Here is a 20,493-nt window from a genome sequence, read left to right on the forward strand (position 1 = left end):
GCAGGCTACGCTTTAGTCGTCGTAGTCGTCTTGGTTTTCGTGAAGCCGGTGAAGAGCGTGCATGCAACATCACCCGCAAAACCTTTTGCGGTGGTCTTTTTAACAGACATGATGTTTTGTGCGTTCAACATTTAAAGACACTCTTCAAAAAAATCGTGGCCCTTTCATACTGAAATTTACACCATTTGTCTAGAGTCTGTTTTCGCAAATGCACAAAAGGGCCTAAACGTTTTGATCGTTTGTTCGCATTTCAGCAAGCGCGCGCGTCACAATTTGTGCAGCCCCCCACAAGCCGAGACCTGCAATTCCCAAACCAACAACGATATCCGGCCAACCTGTTTGAGAGGCCCAAACACCAGCACCGGCCAGCATAACCGCAATATTGCCAATGGCATCGTTGCGTGAACAAATCCAGATAGACTGGCGGTTGGCATCACCGCTGCGATGTCGAAACAAAAGCAAGGCCACAACAACATTGGTGATTAACGCCATAAAGCCGATAATGCCCATTACTTCAGCCCGCGGGACAGTGCCGTTTATGATATGGGAAACCGATACAAACAAAACATAAGCCCCGACCATGCCCATGCAAACACCTTTAAACAATGCGGCTTTGGACCTGGCTTGCAAGCTCATGCCCAACACAATCAAGGTAATGGCATAATTCGCCCCGTCAGAGAAAAAGTCCACCGCATCCGCTGTCAACGCCAGAGAATTTCCCATTGCCCCGGCGATGATTTCAATAAAGAACATCCCCAAATTAACCACCAGCGAAAACCATAGAATCCGGCGATATGTTTTATCAACAACGGGCGCGTCCTGAGAAGAACAACAACTGGAACATCCGGCACTCATAACTCTTCTTCCTCATGGACGTGATCAATCATATCTTTCAAGGTGCAACTGATATGGGCATCATGGGCCTTGTAAAAGACTTGCCGACCCGCACGACGCGGGCGCACCAAACGCGCGCCACGCAACAGGCGCAAATGGTGAGACACCAGAGATTGCGACGCTTGGGTAATTGCCACAATATCACCAACCGACTTTTCTTCTTCCATACAGGAAATCAAAATTGCCAAACGGGTTGGATCACCCAGCAGTTTAAAAACTTCGGACAGTTCAATAAGCTGGTCTTGTTCAATTTTCATATCAATAACTCCAATTAATGAATATGTATTCATATGTTTGAGCTATGTCAAGACTGACCTGCAAACTGGATTGGAAAACAGGTTCGTTTCCTTAAGAAGATTCGATTCTGTCTGTCGGCGGAGCAAGGTCTTCAGCCGGACTTTCATCGCCGATCTGAATTTCCTCAATCTTCTCGCCTCGTCTGGTGATTTTGCCGGTCGTGATTTGGATATCGCGGATATCTTTTGCCGTTTGGCCGAAATGGCGATCCAGATTCTCGACCCGTTTGTCCAGACGTTCCACATCTTCCAACAAGGTCATGACTTCTTTTTGGATGCGCCCGGCTTCTTCGCGCATGCGCGCATCTTTCAAGACAGCCCGCACCGTATTCAAGGTCGCCATTAAGGTTGTCGGGGACACAATCCAGACTTTTGCTTTATAGGATTTTTCAACCACATCCACGAAATTAGAATGCAATTCCCCATAAATACTTTCACTGGGTAAAAACATCAGCGCGCTTTCTGCCGTTTCCCCGGGGATAATATATTTTTCGGAAATATCTTTAATGTGCTTCAATAAATCCGTCTTAAACGTGCGCGTCGCCAAAAGTTTATCCTGATCGTTTTCCGCATTTTGTAAGGCCTGATAACTTTCCAACGGAAATTTGGAGTCAATACAGATAGATCCCGGTGGATTGGGCAAATGCAGAACACAATCGGCCCGTTTGGTATTGGACAAGGTCACCTGAAAAGCATAAGCCGAAGGCGGCAAAGCATTGGTCACCAACATTTCCAACTGCACTTCCCCAAACGCCCCACGAGTTTGTTTATTGGACAGAATATCCTGCAACCCGACCATTTGTTGGGACAAATCCATGATATTTTTCTGAGCAGTGTCAATAACCGCCAAGCGTTCCGTTAAATTTGACATATGCTTGGCTGTTGATTTTGTTTGTTCCAACAAGCCTTCCCCCATCCGGTGCGTCAAATTTGCCAAACGCTCATCCAAAGTCTTGGTTATGGCCCGTTCCTGTGCCTGCAAACGTTCGTTCACCGCCTGCTGGGCACGGTCTTGGGTTTCATGCAACTGAGCAAGACGGCCTGTCAATTCGCTGTTGGCCCGGCTCAGTTCCATCATATGTCGGCTCAGCACATCGGCTTGTGACTCGCCCTCTTCCTTTGCCGGTTTGCGTAAAATCGCCCAACCCGCAAGAATAAGGCAAAAGGCCGAAAATCCGGCAAGTACCGCAATCAACAAATCGTTATTTTGCAAAAAATCCAAGTGAATATTCCTTATCGACTATCAATGTCAGACATCCATAGCATGTTTTTTTCGATGCGCAAGCTTGCCCCTTTTCCCGAGAAGAGGCAACATGCAGAAAAAGAGATTTCATACCGGAGTTGTCAGACATGTCCTTTTCACGCCCCTTTTTGTTAAGTGCCGCTGTTCTTGCCCTTGGTGCCGGCGCCCTGCATGCCGAAACCGTCCTTGATCAACGACAACGCAATGACCTTTCCTTGACCCTTTATCAAAACGGTCTGGGCTTTGTGCGCGATGTCCGCAAGGCCAACTTGACAGGCGCTGAACAGACTTTTGTGTTTGAAGATATCAGCACCCAGCTTACACCGGACAGCCTGCTCATTTCCGGGAAGGGCTTTCGTGTGTTGGAGCGCCGTTTCGATTTTGATTTGCTGACCCCCAACGCCCTTTTGGAAAAATCTGTCGGTCAAACCGTTCATTTTCGCCGATTTAACAGCGTCAGCGGGAAAGATGATCTTATTGAAGCCAAAATCCTATCTGCACAAGGCCAAACGATTATCGAACGCGATGGTCGCATCGAAGTGGGGCAACCCGGACAATTGGTTATTGAAAGCCTGCCCGAAGGATTACGCGCCAAACCCGCTCTAACCGCCAAGGTTGATGCAGCAAAAAAAGGCGAAACCACAATGGCTTTGGCCTATCTGTCATCCGGTCTGAAATGGCATACTTCCTATAGTGCTGAGTTGGCAGGCGATGGCAAAAGCCTCGTTCTGCAAAGTTGGGCCAACCTGACCAATACAAGTGGGGTCAGTTACCGTGCCGCCAATCTCAGTTTGGCTGCAGGCCAGGTCAATCGTCAAACCGTTGCGCGTAATTTTAACCGTATGGTACGCGCCGAAGCGGCCCCGATGATGGACATGGGCGCTGCCGTCGCAAAAACGGCCCAGCCCCCTCAGGCCTTGGGTGCCATCCATTTATACAATCTGCCGGATAAAGTCGATCTCAACGACAATGAAACAAAACAAGTCGCCTTAATGCATCCGCTCAACTTTAAAAGCGAACGTGAACTCGTTCAGCGCTTTGGTCCCACCTACGGCGAAATGAATTTCGACAGCCCGCCTGCACACCCGCAGGTCGAGTTGACCTTTAACAACACCTCGAAAAACCCGCTCCCGGACGGCATTTTGCGTCTTTATAGACGGGACGCGCAAGGTCAGCTTCAATTTGTTGGTGAAGACAACCTGACCCGCACCCCGAAAGACGGCGAAGCCACCTTGCACCCCGGTGAAAGTTTTGATGTGACGATTGAACGCAATCAGACGTCTTTTGAACGCAAAGGCAAAGACAGTTTCAATGCGGCTTACAAAATCGTCATCAAAAATGCCAAAGACAGTGCTGAAACGGTACGTATTGAAGAAGCCTTCCCCGGTCAATGGTCCTTAAGTGACACAAGCACAAAACCGGACAGCCAGAAAAACAACACTGCTATCTGGAAAATTAAAGTCCCGGCTGGAAAGGAAAAAATCCTGACTTATCAAGTCAGTGTTCGATTACGTTAAACTGCCATATTATTAAAGAAATCGATCTGCCACTGCATTTCATCATCTGACAGAGCGTAATTTCCATCGTTGGCGCGCAAAATATCATCCGCTGCAATATGGGCAACCTTCGCCTGAATAAATGCGGCGGTTTGCGCATCCATACCCGCTTTCCAACACAGCGCAACAACCCCGCGCGCGCTGCGCATGGCAATCATACGCAAAGCAACAGAAAGATGGATATGTGCACATTCCGATAAACCGGCAACGACAAAATCATTATCGCCTTCCATCAGGGCATTAATGATCACCTGTGGGGTCAACCTGTGCATCCGTTTCAGGTTTTTTGCAATGACGTGGGGTGGCTGTTGGAACAGCCATGCATATTCGCGTCTTAAATCCGCGTTGCCACCTTCATCGGGTTTCGGCTGTGCCGGTTTGTTATTATTGGCATTATGGGTTTGTTTGATCCGGCGATTGACTTCTTCACGAACGATCGACAAGGTCTTGGCGCTTAAATCTTTACGATGTTTAAGGCTATCCAAAAGATTACCCGCAACAAATTCCGCCAATCGTTGCGCGGCATATTCGCTCAGGACCGGGCGATGAACCAGCGGGCCTTGCCAATCTTCGACATTGCGCGATTGTTCAACCAATTGATCCAGCATTTCTTCGCGGATTTGGGCACTTTCATTACACAGCAGTGTCGTAATGGCCGCGACATCGTGGGTATCCACAATCGCATCAGACACCTTGACACTAACGGTTTTCCGGTTGGAAATCGCGCCAAGCGCCCCTGAAGAAATTCCATTGGAAATAATATCAAGAAGATCTTCATCCCTTAAAACCGGTGAATGTTCCAACACCGGGCAGGCAACCGATAATTCAGAATCGCGCGCCAATCGCTTGATCAACTCTTCCGGAGCCTGTGCAACGTCTTTTAGCGTTTCGGCCAAAATGGTTCGCACGTTGGACAACTGATCGGAGGCAAGAATTTCCAAGGCTTGAAAGGCATAACTTTGCACCCGATCCACTTCATAAGCGGTTAATTTAGGGGCAAGGCGCGCAATTTTCTCTGCAAGGTCTGAGCGGATTTCATCACTGCTGTCTTTGGCAAGCTCAATATAAGCCCGTGCCGGTGTCGCCTTGTTATGGGCAATGGCTTTGCGGACTTCCGGTGCGGGATCACCGGCAAGGTAAAACAGAATTTCCGGGCGAATATCCTCACGCTCAGCCAAAGATTTGCGCACAGACACATCTTGATGGCGCGCAAGCTCTTTTGCCTCCTCGTATGTTAAAGGAGCGTCATGCACCGGGTCTCTTGTCATCTGTTCAGGGCACCTTGTTTATTTATTCTCATTACTCGGCATCCGTGGGTGTATAATCTTCGGCGACGCAAAACTTACCCCTACCGGAACGCTTGGCCTCATACATAGCCGCATCTGCGCGCCCGATCAACATTTCAACAGATTCATTTGTATCCGGACGGTAGATTGCCAACCCTAAAGAAACGCCCAATGGTTTATTCGGTGCCCCTGAATATTCCTTTAAAAACTGGCTTGCTTCCAACAGTCGCTCACAACGACGAGAAGCTGCATCCGTATCAATATCATTCAACCAAATGGCAAATTCATCGCCACCCAATCGGGCAACCACATCACCTGGTCGCACCTGATTGAGCAAAAAGTCGCGAATCAGCAACAGGACATCATCGCCTTTTTGGTGACCAAAAACATCGTTTACCTGCTTGAAATGGTCCAAATCGACATAAATCAGGGCCGCGGGGCTGTTGTTAAAGTGCAAGCGATCAATATGGCGGGGCAGTTCATCTTCAAAAAAGGCCCGGCGATTTAACAACCCGGTTAACGCATCGGTGCGCGACAGCTCAACAATCCGTTCATGCCCGGAAATTTGCTCATTCGCGATCCCCAGTTGGTTGGCAACGTCGATGGCAAGAATTTTGTCATCGTCATTCCAGGATCCACGCACATTTTCGCGCCACAGGCATATGGCTCCATTCACCGTGCGCCGATACCGGGTTGCAGAATAAATCGCCAGCCAGTCCTTAATTTCAAAGACACCGACTTCATTTTCACCCAATTGTTCCAGCCGCCCAAACAAGTCGGGAATTTCATCGGGAATTTCGCCAAAGGCCGCACTAACGATCATGCCGCTTTCCGGCTTGCTTCTGAAAATCTGACATCCATTTGCACTGAGTGCACGTGCCGTGGCATTGGCTGCCGCACTCAACATATTGCTGGGTTCGACCTCGTCGCGAATGGTTTTCACAATATAGGCCAGCAACTGATCGCGGTGATAAGCCCGCGCCAACGCCGCATCGCGTTCACGTTCTTCGGTAATATCACGGCAGACCCCGCGTGCCCCCACCCAGTTATTTTTTTCATCAAACAACGGGACACACGACACCATCAGGCAGGCGGGTTCCCCATTGGGGCGCAAAACCCACGTTTCTTCACGTTCCAATTTGGTTTTGGATAAAAAAGGATTCTGTGAATGTTTTTTATCGCGCTTTAAAACAATGTCGTCACAGTGCTTGCGGATCAATTCGTCCGGCTCGTATCCAACCGCGCCCCGTTGAGAAACGAAAATAAAATAGCCGTCCGCCCCGACTTCCCAGGCAAAATCACTGGAAATTTCCACCAAATCCTTAAATCGTTGGCGAGAATCCATTAAAGCCGCGCGCAAATTATGTTCAAGGCTGACATCTTTTGCGAAAAGTAAAAAGCCGTTTTGACAAGGACTCAGTGTCAAATCATAAAACACCACACCTTTGTCCGTTTCCACACCCGCTGTTTGTATATGGGGGGCATTCTTGGCATTTACTTTATCAAACAGGTCCGAAATATTCGGAAGGTTAATATTTTTAACCAAAACTTCAGCGGCGGCACTATGAGCGGCAACACTGCGATCCTCATGCAACAATACCGCAGGAAAAGGCGCATTGCTCACCCAGTCCGCAGATATTATAGCCGACGTATCAGACATGATTTTTCTTTTCGTTTTTAATGTTACACAACAAAACGTCTATCCCCCAGAGTGACGTACCCTTTATCCTATTAGGGTTTTGGATGGAAATCAAATAGAGACTTTCGCCTGAAAGTTAAATAGGACAATAATCTTATATCATGCCTTCCCCCCCCTTAAACTGCTGATGAATCCTGTGGTTTTCCTAAGAATATTATCAACTGGATTAAAAACGCCAAATCTGTAGAATCCGGCTCACAGCATGTCGATCCATAGGCTGTGAAAACATGATCGACACTGCGCGTGAAAATAGCCGTAAAAGCTGAGACAGGCTTGGGCCGCGCTTTTGTTAACAGATTTTGATTTTAGTATGGCTGATATGAAGGAAAGCAAGGGCTTCCAATGGACTGTCCTCACGCTTATGGGCTTTTGTCTGGCATTACTGATTGCCTTACATATTAGTGCCCCGACCAATACAACCAGCAAAGCACCGAAAGCTGTTTTGAAGCTGCCGAACGAAGTTGCAAAACTCCCGGCAAGTAAAGAAAACCTGAAGCCTGCGCAGATGGACAAAAATCCAAAATTGTTAAGTGTCAACGATTTGACAACGGCTTTTAACAAAATTGGCTATCATCTGAAGGATGTCCGCGAGGGCGAAAGCAGTGTTCCGCGCCTTTTCCTTGCGAGCTTGCCGCACGATTTGGCAACCCTCACACAAACGGAAGAACGCAAGGCGCTTTTTTTCAAAGCCCTGCTTCCTTTGATCCTTAAAACCAACGAAGAAATCCTTGCAGAACGCGCTCGTATTCTTCGCCTGCGTCACCGTTTGAATTTAGGCCTTGATATCATTGCCCAAGATCAAATCTGGCTGAAGGCAACATTTGAGCGTTATAAAGTGCGCGGACAAAAATTCGACCAACTGCTGCAAAAGGTTGATATCGTACCGCCCTCACTGGCCTTGGCACAGGCGGCAGAAGAAAGCGGATGGGGGACATCACGCTTTGTGCGCGAAGGCAACGCCCTTTTTGGTCAATGGACATTCAATCAAAATGACGATGGCATTGTACCCGCCCAACGTGGTGACGACCAAACCCATCGCATCAAAGCATTTGACAGCATCAAGGACAGCTTACGGGCCTATGTTCATAATCTGAACACCCATGCGGCTTATAAGGCATTACGTGCCAAACGCGCCTTTATGCGTACAACGCGCCAGCCAATCCAAGGAAGTCTCCTTGCAATGGCCTTGGATAAATATTCCGAACGGGGCGAACAATATATCATATCGCTGAAAGCCATTATGGATAAGAACAACTTGCCGCTTTATGACACGGTCACATTATCTGACAAGATGATGCTCGCCAGTGCGGAACCTTCCATTTAAGCTTAAGCAAGCAACCACACCTCAAAGCGCTGAAAGGTCAACCTCTCAGCGCTTTTAATTTATAAAGGGCTTCCAACGCTTCGCGCGGGCTCAGATCATCGGGTTGAATATCATCCAATGCCAGTTCCACATCGCACGGCCCGCTTGGTTCTGAAACAGGATCGGGATTGCTGGCAAGGGCGGCAAACAAGGGTAAATCATCTGCCAGTTTGGTGACGGCACTGCTCTGTTCCCCTTTTTCCAAAGTTTCCAGAACTTGTTCTGCCCGTTTGATGACGGCCTTGGGCAATCCTGCCAGACGGGCGACATGGATCCCATATGATCGATCCGCCGCCCCGGCGCCGACTTCATGCAGAAAAATCACCTCGCCTTTCCATTCCTTTACCCGCATGGAATGGCAAGACAAACAACCGAGTTTTGACGTCAATGCCGTCAATTCATGGTAATGTGTCGCAAATAATGCACGGCATTTGTTTAGCTCGTGCAAATGTTCCACTACCGCCCAGGCAATAGACAAGCCGTCAAATGTTGCTGTCCCGCGCCCAATTTCATCCAAAATCACCAGTGATCGATCACTGGATTGATTGAGGATCGCTGCGGCTTCAACCATTTCCACCATAAATGTTGACCGCCCACGCGCCAGATCATCCGCCGCCCCCACGCGGGAAAACAAACGATCCACCACCCCGATATGGGCAGAAGCCGCCGGAACAAAGCCGCCCATCTGCGCCAAAATAGTAATCAGGGCATTTTGGCGCAGAAACGTCGATTTACCGGCCATGTTTGGACCGGTGATTAACCACAACCGTTGATCTTGCGTGAGATCACAATCATTGGCGACAAAGGCCGCTTCATTGGCGGCTTCAAGGGCGGCTTCCACCACCGGGTGACGTCCACCTTTGATATCAAATTCATAACCATCACTTAAAACCGGGCGATTGTAATGACGTTCCACCGCAACTTGTGCCAAGGCACTCAAGACATCTAGGCGTGCAAGGCTGTTGGCCGCCAAGGCAATGACATCCGCATCCTGTTTGACATCTTCGATCAATTCATCAAACAGGCGGGTTTCCAATGCAAGCGCCCGGTCTGCTGCGGAACTGATCTTGCCTTCCAGTTCTGACAATTCCACCGTTGAATAACGGATAACGTTTTTCATGGTTTGACGGTGAATAAAATCCCCGTCTGCCGGCATCCGTTCGGCCTGTTTTGCCGTCACTTCAACAAAATAGCCTAAGACATTATTATGCTTGATCTTCAAAGTTTGAATGTCGGTAATATCTGCATATTTGGCTTGCAGGTTCAGGATCAGACGTTTACTTTCCGAACGCAGGCTACGCAACTCATCCAGTTCCGGGGCATATCCGGCAGCAATAAAATCACCATCACGCGCCATTAAGGGCAAATCTTCGCCTAAGGCCCGGCGCAGTTTATCCACCAGTTGTCCATGATTGCCCAGATCACGGATACAGGTTTCCAAAATCGGTGGCGGTGTTAAGGAAATCAAATGTTCGCGCAAATCGAAGCTGGCGGCCAATCCATCGCGAATAGCCGCCAAATCACGCGGCCCACCCCGGCCCAATGTGATACGCGAAAGGGCACGTTCCATATCTGGGCATTTTTTTAAAGCCTGTCGGATATCTTCACGTGCGCCCAAATCTTCGCTAAAGAACTGCACCCCATCCAAACGGCGATTAATATCGTCAACATTGGTTAAAGGGGAAGAAAGCCAAACGGACAAAAGACGCGCACCAGCACCGCTGACGGCTCGGTCAATCACATCCAGTAAACTGCCCTTGCGTTGACCGTTTAAGGTGACGGTTAGTTCCAGATTACGCCGCGTTGCCGCGTCAACTTCAAGGGTCGCCCCCTGTGCCAGTTGTTTCGGAATTTCAAGACGCGGTAATTTGCCTTTCTGCGTCAATTCCACATAATCAACCAACGCGCCTGCCGCCGATGTTTCTGCGCGTGAAAAATTGGCAAAGGCATCCAGCGTTTTCACCGCAAACAATTTTTCCAACCGTTTGGCCGCATTGGCACTGTCAAACCGGCTGTTGGGTTGCGGTGTCAGGATGGATTTAAAGTCGCTGAACGTGTCAAAATGTTCCGGTGCTTGTAATAACTTATCACCAACCAGCAATTCCCCTGGATTTAAACGGGCCAAGACAGCCGGTAACATCACCGATGGACAGGCTTGTGTATAAAACGCACCGGTGGAAATATCCAGCCAGGCCACTCCGGTTTCACTACGGTTTTGCGCCACAGCCGCCAAAAAATTGTTTCGCCGCGAATCCAGTAACGTGTCTTCGGTAATGGTTCCGGCGGTAAACAGGCGTACGACTTCGCGCTTAACAACAGACTTTGCCCCCCGTTTTTTCGCTTCTGCCGGATCTTCCATTTGTTCGCATAAGGCCACGCGAAAGCCCTTGTCCACCAGCTTGGGTAAATAGCTTTCATAGGCCTTAACCGGCACACCGCACATGGGAATGTCATCCCCATTATGATGCCCCCGCTTGGTCAGCGTAATTTGCAAGGCTTCGGACGCCGCCACCGCATCGTCAAAAAACAATTCGTAAAAATCACCCATGCGATAAAACAGAAGATAGTCGGGGTGACGTTCCTTGATCGCCATAAACTGCGCCATCATCGGGGTCGCCCCGTCGCGCATACGGGTTTCGATCTCTTCCTGTGTGACGTCTGCGGGCAGATGTTCTGTGGCGGTGACGAGGGTGGTCATGGGTAAAGTTCGATTGCTGATGTAATTTTAAGAGAAGGGCAATACTGATAACACATCCCCTAGGTCTGAATGAAGCCCCTCAAGTGACTCTTTCTCCTGATTTCTATAATTTCCGGAAATTGCCTTAGATTTGACACGGTAGCCTTGCTATACATGCATGGCACCGATGCACAGATTAGTCTGTTCTTTTTCCATAATTGAGGCTAGTAATCTGTCCCCTTTTGGTGCATATTGCGCAATATAAATACTCAACTCACCATACTGGTTAAAATAAATGAACTCAAATACCGTAAATACAGAAGTCGTCGGCCTGCTGAACAGCCGTGAAACTTTCGAAAAAACAATCGAAGCCCTTTTGAAAGAAGGATTTGAGCGTACGGATTTGAGTGTCCTGAGCTCGCATGAATCCATTGACGCCGCCGGAAAGCCTGCAAAACCGTTGAAAGACGTGTTAAGCGCACTGGTCGGTGAAATTAAATTCGAAGGGCCAATGGTTGCCAGTGGCGCCATTTTTCTGGCGGGCGGACCGATTGGGGAGTTGATCGGTGCTGTTGTGGGAGCAACAGTCGGCGGTGTTGCCGTGAAAGAAGTCCTCGATGAAGTGACCGCAACACCCCATACTGAGGATTTTGCCCGTGCGGTTGACGCCGGCAGTATTATCCTGTGGGTTCGTGCCGATGGTATAGAGAGAGAAGCCAAAGCCAAAGAAGTTTTGCAAAACCAAGGTGCAGAAAACGTCCATATCCATAAAAACACGTCAGAATAAATCTGGCTTCGCCATAAATGTATATAAGACCAAGCAAGAGACATAGATAGCATGGACGATCAATCTATTCGGGTTACCGAGCGCGAAGCGCTTTTGATGCACGCCTCGGGACGACCGGGCAAACTGGAAATTCATCCGACAAAACCGCTGACAACACAGCGCGACCTGTCGCTGGCCTATTCACCGGGTGTGGCTGCACCCTGTGAACAAATCGCACGCGACCCTAATCTGGCCTACGACTATACAGCCAAAGGCAACATGGTTGCCGTCATTTCAAACGGGACAGCCGTTCTTGGCCTCGGCAACCTCGGGGCATTGGCGTCCAAGCCTGTCATGGAAGGGAAAGCCGTTCTTTTCAAACGGTTTGCCGATGTGGACGGCATTGACCTTGAAGTCGATACCGAAGACGAAGAAGAATTCATCAACTGCGTACGTTTTCTTGGAAAAACCTTCGGCGGGATCAATCTGGAAGATATCAAGGCACCGGAATGTTTCACCATTGAAACACGCCTGCGCGAAATGATGGATATTCCGGTTTTCCACGATGATCAACACGGCACCGCGATTATTTCTGCGGCCGGTCTGATCAACGCCTGTGATTTAACCGGACGTGACTTGAAAGACGTCAAACTTGTCGTCAACGGTGCCGGTGCGGCGGCCATCGCCTGCTGCGAACTTGCCAAAGCACTGGGTGTCAAACACGACAACGTTATCATGTGCGATTCCAAAGGCGTCATCTATAAAGGACGTAAAGAAGGCATGAACCAGTGGAAATCCGCCCATGCCTCCGATACAGATGCCCGCACATTGGCCGAAGCACTGGACGGGGCTGATGCATTCTTTGGGCTGAGCGTCAAAGGCGCCGTCACACAGGAAATGGTCGAGAAAATGGCACCCAAGCCGATTATTTTCGCAATGGCCAACCCGGACCCGGAAATTACACCGGAAGATGTTAAAGCTGTACGTTCCGATGCCATTACCGCAACAGGACGTTCAGATTATTCCAACCAGATTAACAACGTTTTGGGCTTCCCTTATATCTTTCGCGGGGCGTTGGACGTTCGCGCCAGCACGATCAACGAAGACATGAAAGTCGCCTGCGCCCATGCTTTGGCAGAACTCGCCCGTGAAGACGTGCCGGATGAAGTGGCGGCTGCTTATTCCGGTCGCCGTCTGCGCTATGGTCCTGACTATATTATTCCGGCCCCGTTTGACCCGCGTTTAATCTCATCCATTCCACCGGCAGTGGCTGAAGCCGCAATGGCATCCGGTGTTGCGCGTCGCCCCATTATTGATATGGACGAATACCGCAACGAACTGTCTGCCCGTCTGGACCCGACGGCCTCCAGCCTGCAGGTCATTTGCGATAAAGTCCGTGGTAATCCGCGCCGCATCGTCTTTGCTGAAGGCGAAGAAGAAAAAACCATCCGCGCGGCCTATGCCTTCTTGAATGCTGGGTACGGCACACCGATTTTGGTCGGGCGTGAAGAAAAAATTCAGGCCAGTATGAAACATCTCGGCCTGACCGATGCCAAAGGGATTGAGATTAACAATTCCAGTATCGGTCCACGCACACGCGAATATAGTGAATATCTCTATCGTCGCCTGCAACGCAAAGGCGCTTTGATGCGTGACTGCAACCGTTGGGTCAACCAGAACCGCAATATCTTTGCCGCGGCTATGGTTGCATGTGGGGATGCCGACGGCATGGTCTCCGGCCTGACCCGCAGTTTCTATTCGACCTATGATGACGTTGCTCGCGTTCTGGACCCGGCAAAAGAACAATTGCCGATGGGGGTTTCCATCGTGGTTTCCGGGGGCGGACATCAAACCGTTTTCCTCGCCGATACCCGAATTCACGAAACACCGGACGCCTTGGAAATGGCAGATATTGCCGTTGCCGCCGCCGCCAAAGCACGCAAACTGGGCCACGAACCCCGCGTTGCCTTCCTCTCTTATTCATCCTTCAGCGGACGCGAAGGCGGACGTTGTGAAGAAGTTCGCAAGGCCGTTGAGATTTTGGCCGAACGCAATGTGGATTTCGAATTTGACGGCGAAGTCACGGTCAATACCGCACTGGATAAAGAAATGATGAAGGATTATCCCTTTACCCGTTTGTCCGGCCCGGCCAACGTCTTGGTTATGCCCGGCCTGCACACGGCGGACATTTCTTCGAAACTCCTGCAAAAACTCGGTGGTGGCACAGTCATCGGCCCCATCCTGATGGGATTGGAAAAGCCGGTTCAAATTGTTCCGCGCGACACCACAGTTTCTGAAATGGTCAATATGGCTATTCTTGCCGCACACGACGCCATCGTCGGTCGCTAAGAAACAGATACAAACCCGAAAAAGGCGGATCGTTCAACACGGTCCGCCTTTTTTATGTCTATCTTATAAAGACCGCACCCGGCTGAGGAATTGATCAACCTCGCACTGAATTTCCTGTGTTTCTTTTGCCAAACTATCTGCCGCCTTGATCATGGCATCCACCGCATCGGATGTTTCTTCGGCAGAGGCATCGACTTCCCCCAAACGCCCGGACAAATGTGTGCTGTCGTCGGCAACCGTTTCAATGCGTGTCGCCACATCACGGATGGTATGGCCCTGTTTTTCAACAGCCCCCACAACATCATGCGAGATATTGCTTAAATCACCGATGGTCTGGGCAATTTCATTCATCGCCTGAACGGCTTCAGCCGTTGCCGTACGAATAGTCTGCACCTGCGAAGAAATTTCACGGGTGGCTTCACTTGTTTGATTGGCGAGCGTTTTAACCTCGCCTGCCACAACGGCAAAGCCTTTGCCCGCTTCACCCGCACGCGCGGCCTCAATCGTTGCATTCAAGGCCAGCATGTTTGTTTGATCGGCAATGCTATCAATCAGACCGACAATTTCACCGACTTTATTAGACGCATTGACCAACGAGTTTACGGTCTCATTTGCGCGTTCCACATTCTCATTGGATGATCGCGCAATCGCGGCACTTTCCGACACCCGTGCATTCACATCGGACAGGGACGATGATAATCCGCGCGCCACTTCGGCAACATCTTGCATGCGATTTCGCATACCACCGGCCCCTTGCGTTACTTCCCGCGTACCATCCACGGATGATTGAACCGCACCGTTGGCATGGTCGGCTTGAAACCGCATGGCTTGCGCCACTTGATCCGCACGCGACAAAATCGCGGAAATGGTATTTTCAAATTCTTTTGTCAAACCTTGAAGAACTTCCGTTCGTTCGACTTGGGCATGCTTATCGGCTTCAATTTCTTGCGTGGTACGTTCCATATTCTGAAGCAAGGCATCATTTTGAAAACGCAAGGTTAAAGCTTCTTCCATCTGGTTGCGGCTGGCTTTTGCCAACCTCATTTGCACACCAAGGACCAACAAAAACCCAAACCCAAAAATAATTCCGCTTAACGTCAGACTGGAGGCAAAAAAGCCCCCTAACGTCAACAGGATCGGCGGGACAAACAACATAAAGGCCTTGCGATCAACCGACAGGGAAACCGTCCCCGCCGATGTCAGAATCAGTAAAAGCATGCCGTGTAAAGTCTGGGTTGCAATATCGGCGTGGATAAAGAACAACGGCAAAGTCGCAATCCAACCGAGACTGGCCGCTCCGGTTAAGGCCTGCGTGATAAAACCTGCCTTTTTCTGTATCCCCAACCCCTTGGCCGCCTTTAATCCGCGTTTCACCACAACCAGGCGCGCCACACCGATGATAACCGTCACAACACCCCATGAAAATAACAGGGTGTGATTGGCCACGTCCCAATAAAAAACGGTAAATAAAATAGCCGCGATAACAGTCGGCAGGGTTGTCGTACTGACATTGGATAAAAAGATATTGTTAACGGCGTGACGGACCTCACGCGTAAAGTCTTGTTCTATTCGCACCTCTTGCGTTTCCACGCTCAACGGTTGCGACACAGCAAGGCTGGTAGCAGACATGGTCTTGGATCTCCCTGGGTGAGATTCGTTGATCTCGCTTGTACGTTTTTTACGTATAGGTGTTTTTACTGACGTAAAGGTAATCAAAAATAAAAAGACGTCAAGCAAAGATTCTTCACGCCGGGAACGATTGAAAATTCAGAGACTTGGGAATAATGCCCCTCTAAGATCCCATTCCAAATTTCCCCACCAGAAAAAGGAATCTGATTTCAACAAGCCTCGTTTCCCTTATCCTTTCCACATCTCACCTAAAAAATGGTTGTCCCCAAACACAAGAGAAAACCTAGAAAAAGGCAAAGAAACATGCTAGGTTACAGCGATATCTGAACAGAGGTTTTCACTGAATGCAAAAACGCTTATCTTTCATTGCGTTACTCATCGTCTTGGCTGTACCTGTTTTAGGTGAAGCGGCGTCGAAATCAAAATCACTGCCAGCTTTACCGTTTGAACAATATTTTGCAGGCAAGCGCGGCGACCATGACGTTTTAAAATTCAATGATTTTTCCGGCAAGATTAAAGCGCATCGCATTAAAAAGCTGTTGCGATCCGGCCCCATTCTAGGGGATCGTGTTTTGCTGCAAAACAACACCGCTATCTATTTTCCGGAAGGCTATATCGTTTCTGCAACCGCACAGTTTGAAAAATGGCGTCCCAAACGTGGCATCAAAGTTGACCATGTGGCCTCATCCCAAGATATTGAGATTAATCCAGATTACGGTTTAGTTGAGTCGATCGACAATCAATTGGGACAGGTTTGTGCAGAAATCCCGTCGCAAACCCCCGAAATGATCCTTCAGTTGCGAAAAAGAACCGACGGACTTATCTCATTAGTGAAAAAAACCCAAGGGCGCTTTGACCATATTATCGGGCAGCCCAGTGAAACAATCGAGGTGACTAGCGCATTAAGCCCGTCTTACCTGTCAAGCGATCATAAGATTCAAGCCATCGCTTCTCGCTGTATTTAAAAAAAACAAGCATTGGATTTCCCCCATGAAAAAAAATCTGACAAGAACCGTTTCGCTTTTTCTATCCGCTGCTGTTCTGGCAGGCTGTAGCAACTTCCCAAAAGCGTTTGATCATTCCGGCAACCCGATTACCCAACCGTTTAATTACGAAGAAGCCCAAGCCCTGCAAACCGATACGACGACGTTTAAAGGCGCACTGGTGAAAGAATATCAAGCCCTTGCCACCAAAGAAGGTGTCGAATGGGCCGACTGGTTTGATTCTGACTTTTTTGCAAGAAAAGCCATAAAAGTCGCTGCCTCTGAAAACGGTCTACCGCCGGAAGACCCCGCCCTGTGGCGTTTCTCAAAAGAGGAACAAACACAATTTGCAGACGGCTATAATGCCTTGAACACCGCCTTGCAAACAAGTCGTTCCAGCTTGCCTGTTCTGTCGGCAAAGGCGCAAGCCAGCTTTGATTGCTGGGTAGAAGAACAAGAAGAAGGTTGGCAAAACGATGAAATTGCCAAATGTAAAGATCAATTTGCCGAAGCCCTGAATCGTCTGACCGGGGCACAGAAAAAGCTCGCCCAAAAGCCGGCACCAAAAATGGAACTGGATCTGGCAAAACTTTATACGGTCTTCTTTGACTTTGATTCCGCCGTCATCACACCGGTCGGGCGTCAAGTTTTGCAAGCACTGGTTCAAGACTGGGGTGCTCAGACTGTGAATTACGCCCTTATTGGTCACACTGACCGTGCTGGGAGCCAAGCCTACAACAAGTCTTTATCCGAGCGTCGAGCACAATCAGTGAAGACATTTATTTCGGAACTCGGCCTACCCGGTGATAAAATGTCGACAACCGCGATGGGGGAAAGTGCTCCGGCCGTTGCGACCCAAGACGGTGTCCGCGAAGCGAAAAACCGCCGCGTTGTTATCGAAATTCAACAGTAAGCCTATACCCGTCACGCATAAAAAGGCGGAGCATTTTGAAAAGTGCCCCGCTTTTTTTATATTTAAAGCAAACGTAAAAAAGAAAATCGTCTATTTGTCTAAATTGTTTTTCACAACCAATAACAGATTAAGCAAATCATCCTGTTCTTTCACACTTAATCCAGTCAAAGCCTGACTGCGTATTTCATCAGAGACTTTTTTCAGTTCCTGCAACAAGGGGCGGGCAGCATCTTTGATAAAGACACGAAGGACTCTGCGATCATTTTCATCACACACCCGATGGATCAAATCACGCTGTTCCATCCGCGTCATAAGTCGGGCAATTGATGAATTATCAACATCCAGTTTGGACGCCAGCTCGGATTGGGAAATCCCGTTATCGCGTTCAAGGATGGCAAGGGTCAGCCATTTCATTCTTGTCAGGTTATAAGGTTGGACTTTTGCGTCAATGCGAACGCGCAAGCGGTTTGCAACTTCGTGCAAAACAATCGGAATCGTATTTTTATCTTCATCTATCATAGTAATATCAAGGTAAACGGCTATAAGGAATTTTGGTACAAATATCTTCTCTGCAAAAGAGACTATTCTCAAAATAAAAGTTATAGATTGATGTGACAAGGAACACTGCCATCAGGATTTGCAGGCCATTTCCAATAATCTTTGATATTTGATCCATTTGATATCTCCATTCCCTGCAAAGGGGTTTACACAAAAATTAGTTGATATGTCAATGATTGATATGTCATATATCTATCTTCCCCAAAAATTAGCCCTTTCGCCAACATATAAAAATAGGAGTTACAGCAAATGCCACAAAAGCCGAACTGGCACTTCTATATTCCGAAGGCCTATACCACCTTTAAAAACGGTTATACTCTTTCTATGTTGCGAGATGACTGTCTTGCGGGATTAACCGTCGCCATTGTCGCCCTCCCCCTGTCGATGGCCTTAGCCATTGCGTCCGGCGTCAGTCCAGACAAGGGACTTGTTACCGCTATCATTGCCGGTTTTTTAATCTCGTTACTTGGAGGGAGTCGCTTTCAAATCGGCGGTCCAACGGGTGCCTTTGTGGTCGTTGTTTTTAACGTTATTCAGCAATTTGGATATGAGGGCCTTGTTCTGGCAACCCTTATGGCAGGGGGCATTCTCGTTCTAGCCGGACTGCTGCGTCTGGGCACCTATATCAAATATATCCCCCACCCCGTTGTAACCGGTTTTACCTCCGGCATTGCTACTCTCATTTTCATCAGTCAGGTCAAAGATTTCCTGGGTCTGGATATCGACAACATCCCAGCAGATTTCCTTGATAAAGTAACACTCCTGTTTTTAAACCTGCAGACTTATGATCCATATGTTCTGGGGACAGCTTTGCTGAGCATTGCAATCATCCTGATAAGTCAAAAGACCTTACCGAAATATCCATCCTTTCTTATTGCGATTGCCGGTATCAGCCTTTTGACATGGGTATTTGCCTTGCCGATTGAAACAATTGGAACAAAATTCGGTGGCATTCCGTCAACCCTTTCACTGCCACACCTGCCTGTTTTTTCATGGGATCAAGCTGCAAAACTCCTCCCCAGTGCTTTTACCATCGCCTTTCTAGCCGGAATTGAATCTTTACTGTCTGCTGTGGTCGCGGACGGTATGACGGGGGCAAAACATCGTTCCAATTGTGAACTGGTTGCACAAGGGGTCGCCAATATCGGATCCTCCCTTTTTGCAGGTATTCCGGCAACCGGGGCCATTGCCAGAACGGCAACCAATATTCGTTCCGGTGCGCATTCCCCCGTCGCCGGGATGATCCATTCACTTGCTCTCTTGGCCTTTGTTCTGTTCTTTGCCCCCCTTGCCTCATTTATCCCCCTGTCTTGCTTAAGCGCCGTTCTGATGATCGTTGCATGGAATATGAGTGAGTTCGACAAATTCATTCATTTATTCAAGGCCCCGATTGGTGACAGAATTGTCCTGATTGCCACATTTTTGCTGACCGTTCTTGTCGATTTAAACCTCGCGATTGAAGTCGGCTTTGTCTTATCTGCCGTTCTCTTTATGCACCGCATGGCCAATGCCGTTGAGGTAGAAACACATATCAATATCATTCAGGACGATGAAGACGACGATAGCGAAAATCTGTCACCTGACAACGCAATACGCTTACCCGATGGCGTGCTGAGTTACCAGTTTAACGGTCCCTTTTTCTTTGGTGCCGCAGAAAGATTGATTGATACATTGGGCCGCACCGGAAAAACCCCCGATATCATCATTTTACAAATGCACGATGTCCCCTTTATCGACGCAACGGGATGCAGCGCCCTTGCAACCTTTATTCAGAAATCCATGCATTCCGGTGTATGGCTGATTTTCAGTGGCAGCAATTCTAATGTCCTCAATACATTAGAAAAAATGAACTCCCTGACCCGTAAACCCAATATCAAAATATCTGACACATTCACCGAGGCCCGCATATTGGCAGCAGAGATTATGCGCAATCGCACACCGCAATTTTACGACATCTAAAACAGGACTTTATAAATATGAATTCATCACAAATTGCAGACGATATGGAGAGATGGACCGAGCTTTTTTTCATCATGTGCGAAGGGGAAGCGCCTCATAACAAAGCACACTGGAACTTGCGTCTGGCTTTATCCACCTTTGCAACAGATGTGGGCGGTTTTACTCGTCAACAAAACGAGGATGCGCGCGTTCTAATCACCAAATTTGAAAAATTTATCGCTAAAAAAGATTATGAGTCCGCCAAGAAAATGCAAGGCGATCTCTTTTACTTCATTCTTGCTATTGCAGAGGAAAAAGCACACTGAGACAATGCGCTTTTTCC

At 48.7% G+C, this 20,493-nt stretch carries 16 protein-coding genes; 8 read left to right on the forward strand and 8 right to left on the reverse strand.

The features are described from left to right. Window positions 1–222 precede the first annotated feature (222 nt). The 3 genes from ACN0VA_RS00725 to ACN0VA_RS00735 form a co-directional block, all read right to left on the reverse strand. Entirely contained in the window at window positions 223–855 is a 633-nt protein-coding gene (locus tag ACN0VA_RS00725; protein WP_417819284.1) for a cation diffusion facilitator family transporter, read from the reverse strand. After that, window positions 852–1,151 (reverse strand): ArsR/SmtB family transcription factor, encoded by a 300-nt coding sequence (locus tag ACN0VA_RS00730; RefSeq protein ID WP_417819285.1) that lies wholly within the window; start codon window positions 1,149–1,151, stop codon window positions 852–854. Before ACN0VA_RS00730 ends, ACN0VA_RS00725 begins: the two co-directional genes overlap by 4 nt. A 91-nt stretch (window positions 1,152–1,242) precedes the next feature. Further along, window positions 1,243–2,412 carry a DNA recombination protein RmuC gene (locus ACN0VA_RS00735; RefSeq protein ID WP_417819286.1) on the reverse strand — a complete coding sequence of 390 codons (1,170 nt, stop codon included), beginning with the start codon at window positions 2,410–2,412 and terminating at the stop codon, window positions 1,243–1,245. Window positions 2,413–2,540: 128 nt separating this feature from the next. On the opposite strand from ACN0VA_RS00735, the gene ACN0VA_RS00740 reads away from it, so the two are divergent. Then, window positions 2,541–3,950: a DUF4139 domain-containing protein gene (locus ACN0VA_RS00740; protein ID WP_417819287.1), complete on the forward strand. Its 1,410-nt coding sequence runs from the start codon at window positions 2,541–2,543 to the stop codon at window positions 3,948–3,950. Here the strand turns inward: ACN0VA_RS00740 and ACN0VA_RS00745 are convergent. Further along, window positions 3,947–5,257: a DUF2336 domain-containing protein gene (locus ACN0VA_RS00745; RefSeq protein ID WP_417819288.1), complete on the reverse strand. Its 1,311-nt coding sequence runs from the start codon at window positions 5,255–5,257 to the stop codon at window positions 3,947–3,949. The genes ACN0VA_RS00740 and ACN0VA_RS00745 overlap by 4 nt on opposite strands. A 31-nt stretch (window positions 5,258–5,288) precedes the next feature. Next, entirely contained in the window at window positions 5,289–6,935 is a 1,647-nt protein-coding gene (locus ACN0VA_RS00750) for a diguanylate cyclase domain-containing protein (protein WP_417819289.1), read from the reverse strand. Between the two features lie 349 nt (window positions 6,936–7,284). On the opposite strand from ACN0VA_RS00750, the gene ACN0VA_RS00755 reads away from it, so the two are divergent. Beyond that, window positions 7,285–8,298: a glucosaminidase domain-containing protein gene (locus ACN0VA_RS00755; RefSeq protein WP_417819290.1), complete on the forward strand. Its 1,014-nt coding sequence runs from the start codon at window positions 7,285–7,287 to the stop codon at window positions 8,296–8,298. A 37-nt stretch (window positions 8,299–8,335) separates the two neighbouring features. Here the strand turns inward: ACN0VA_RS00755 and mutS are convergent, their stop codons facing one another. Further along, entirely contained in the window at window positions 8,336–10,945 is a 2,610-nt protein-coding gene (gene mutS / locus ACN0VA_RS00760; RefSeq protein ID WP_417819738.1) for a DNA mismatch repair protein MutS, read from the reverse strand. Window positions 10,946–11,309: 364 nt separating this feature from the next. Between mutS and ACN0VA_RS00765 the strand changes: the two genes are divergently transcribed. Both ACN0VA_RS00765 and ACN0VA_RS00770 read left to right on the forward strand, forming a co-directional pair. After that, window positions 11,310–11,801 (forward strand): hypothetical protein, encoded by a 492-nt coding sequence (locus ACN0VA_RS00765; RefSeq protein ID WP_188660480.1) that lies wholly within the window; start codon window positions 11,310–11,312, stop codon window positions 11,799–11,801. A 51-nt stretch (window positions 11,802–11,852) separates the two neighbouring features. Further along, window positions 11,853–14,129: an NADP-dependent malic enzyme gene (locus ACN0VA_RS00770; protein WP_417819291.1), complete on the forward strand. Its 2,277-nt coding sequence runs from the start codon at window positions 11,853–11,855 to the stop codon at window positions 14,127–14,129. 63 nt (window positions 14,130–14,192) lie between these two features. Here ACN0VA_RS00770 and ACN0VA_RS00775 read toward each other — a convergent pair whose 3' ends face one another. Then, entirely contained in the window at window positions 14,193–15,758 is a 1,566-nt protein-coding gene (locus ACN0VA_RS00775) for a methyl-accepting chemotaxis protein (protein ID WP_417819292.1), read from the reverse strand. A 344-nt stretch (window positions 15,759–16,102) separates the two neighbouring features. Between ACN0VA_RS00775 and ACN0VA_RS00780 the strand changes: the two genes are divergently transcribed. Together ACN0VA_RS00780 and ACN0VA_RS00785 are read left to right on the forward strand one after the other, a co-directional pair. After that, a complete protein-coding gene (locus ACN0VA_RS00780) occupies window positions 16,103–16,723 on the forward strand; it encodes a hypothetical protein (protein ID WP_417819293.1) in 621 nt (206 codons plus the stop codon). A 25-nt stretch (window positions 16,724–16,748) separates the two neighbouring features. Further along, a complete protein-coding gene (locus ACN0VA_RS00785; RefSeq protein WP_417819294.1) occupies window positions 16,749–17,654 on the forward strand; it encodes an OmpA family protein in 906 nt (301 codons plus the stop codon). A gap of 90 nt (window positions 17,655–17,744) precedes the next feature. Here the strand turns inward: ACN0VA_RS00785 and ACN0VA_RS00790 are convergent, their stop codons facing one another. Then, a complete protein-coding gene (locus ACN0VA_RS00790) occupies window positions 17,745–18,173 on the reverse strand; it encodes a MarR family winged helix-turn-helix transcriptional regulator (RefSeq protein WP_417819295.1) in 429 nt (142 codons plus the stop codon). A 288-nt stretch (window positions 18,174–18,461) separates the two neighbouring features. Between ACN0VA_RS00790 and ACN0VA_RS00795 the strand changes: the two genes are divergently transcribed. Then, complete coding sequence (locus ACN0VA_RS00795) at window positions 18,462–20,171, forward strand: SulP family inorganic anion transporter (protein WP_417819296.1); 1,710 nt, start codon at window positions 18,462–18,464, stop codon at window positions 20,169–20,171. Between the two features lie 17 nt (window positions 20,172–20,188). Then, entirely contained in the window at window positions 20,189–20,476 is a 288-nt protein-coding gene (locus ACN0VA_RS00800) for a hypothetical protein (RefSeq protein ID WP_417819297.1), read from the forward strand. The last annotated feature ends 17 nt before the right edge of the window (window positions 20,477–20,493 follow it).

The organism is Terasakiella sp., assembly GCF_048267425.1.
In the GTDB taxonomy this organism is placed as follows: domain Bacteria; phylum Pseudomonadota; class Alphaproteobacteria; order Rhodospirillales; family Terasakiellaceae; genus Terasakiella.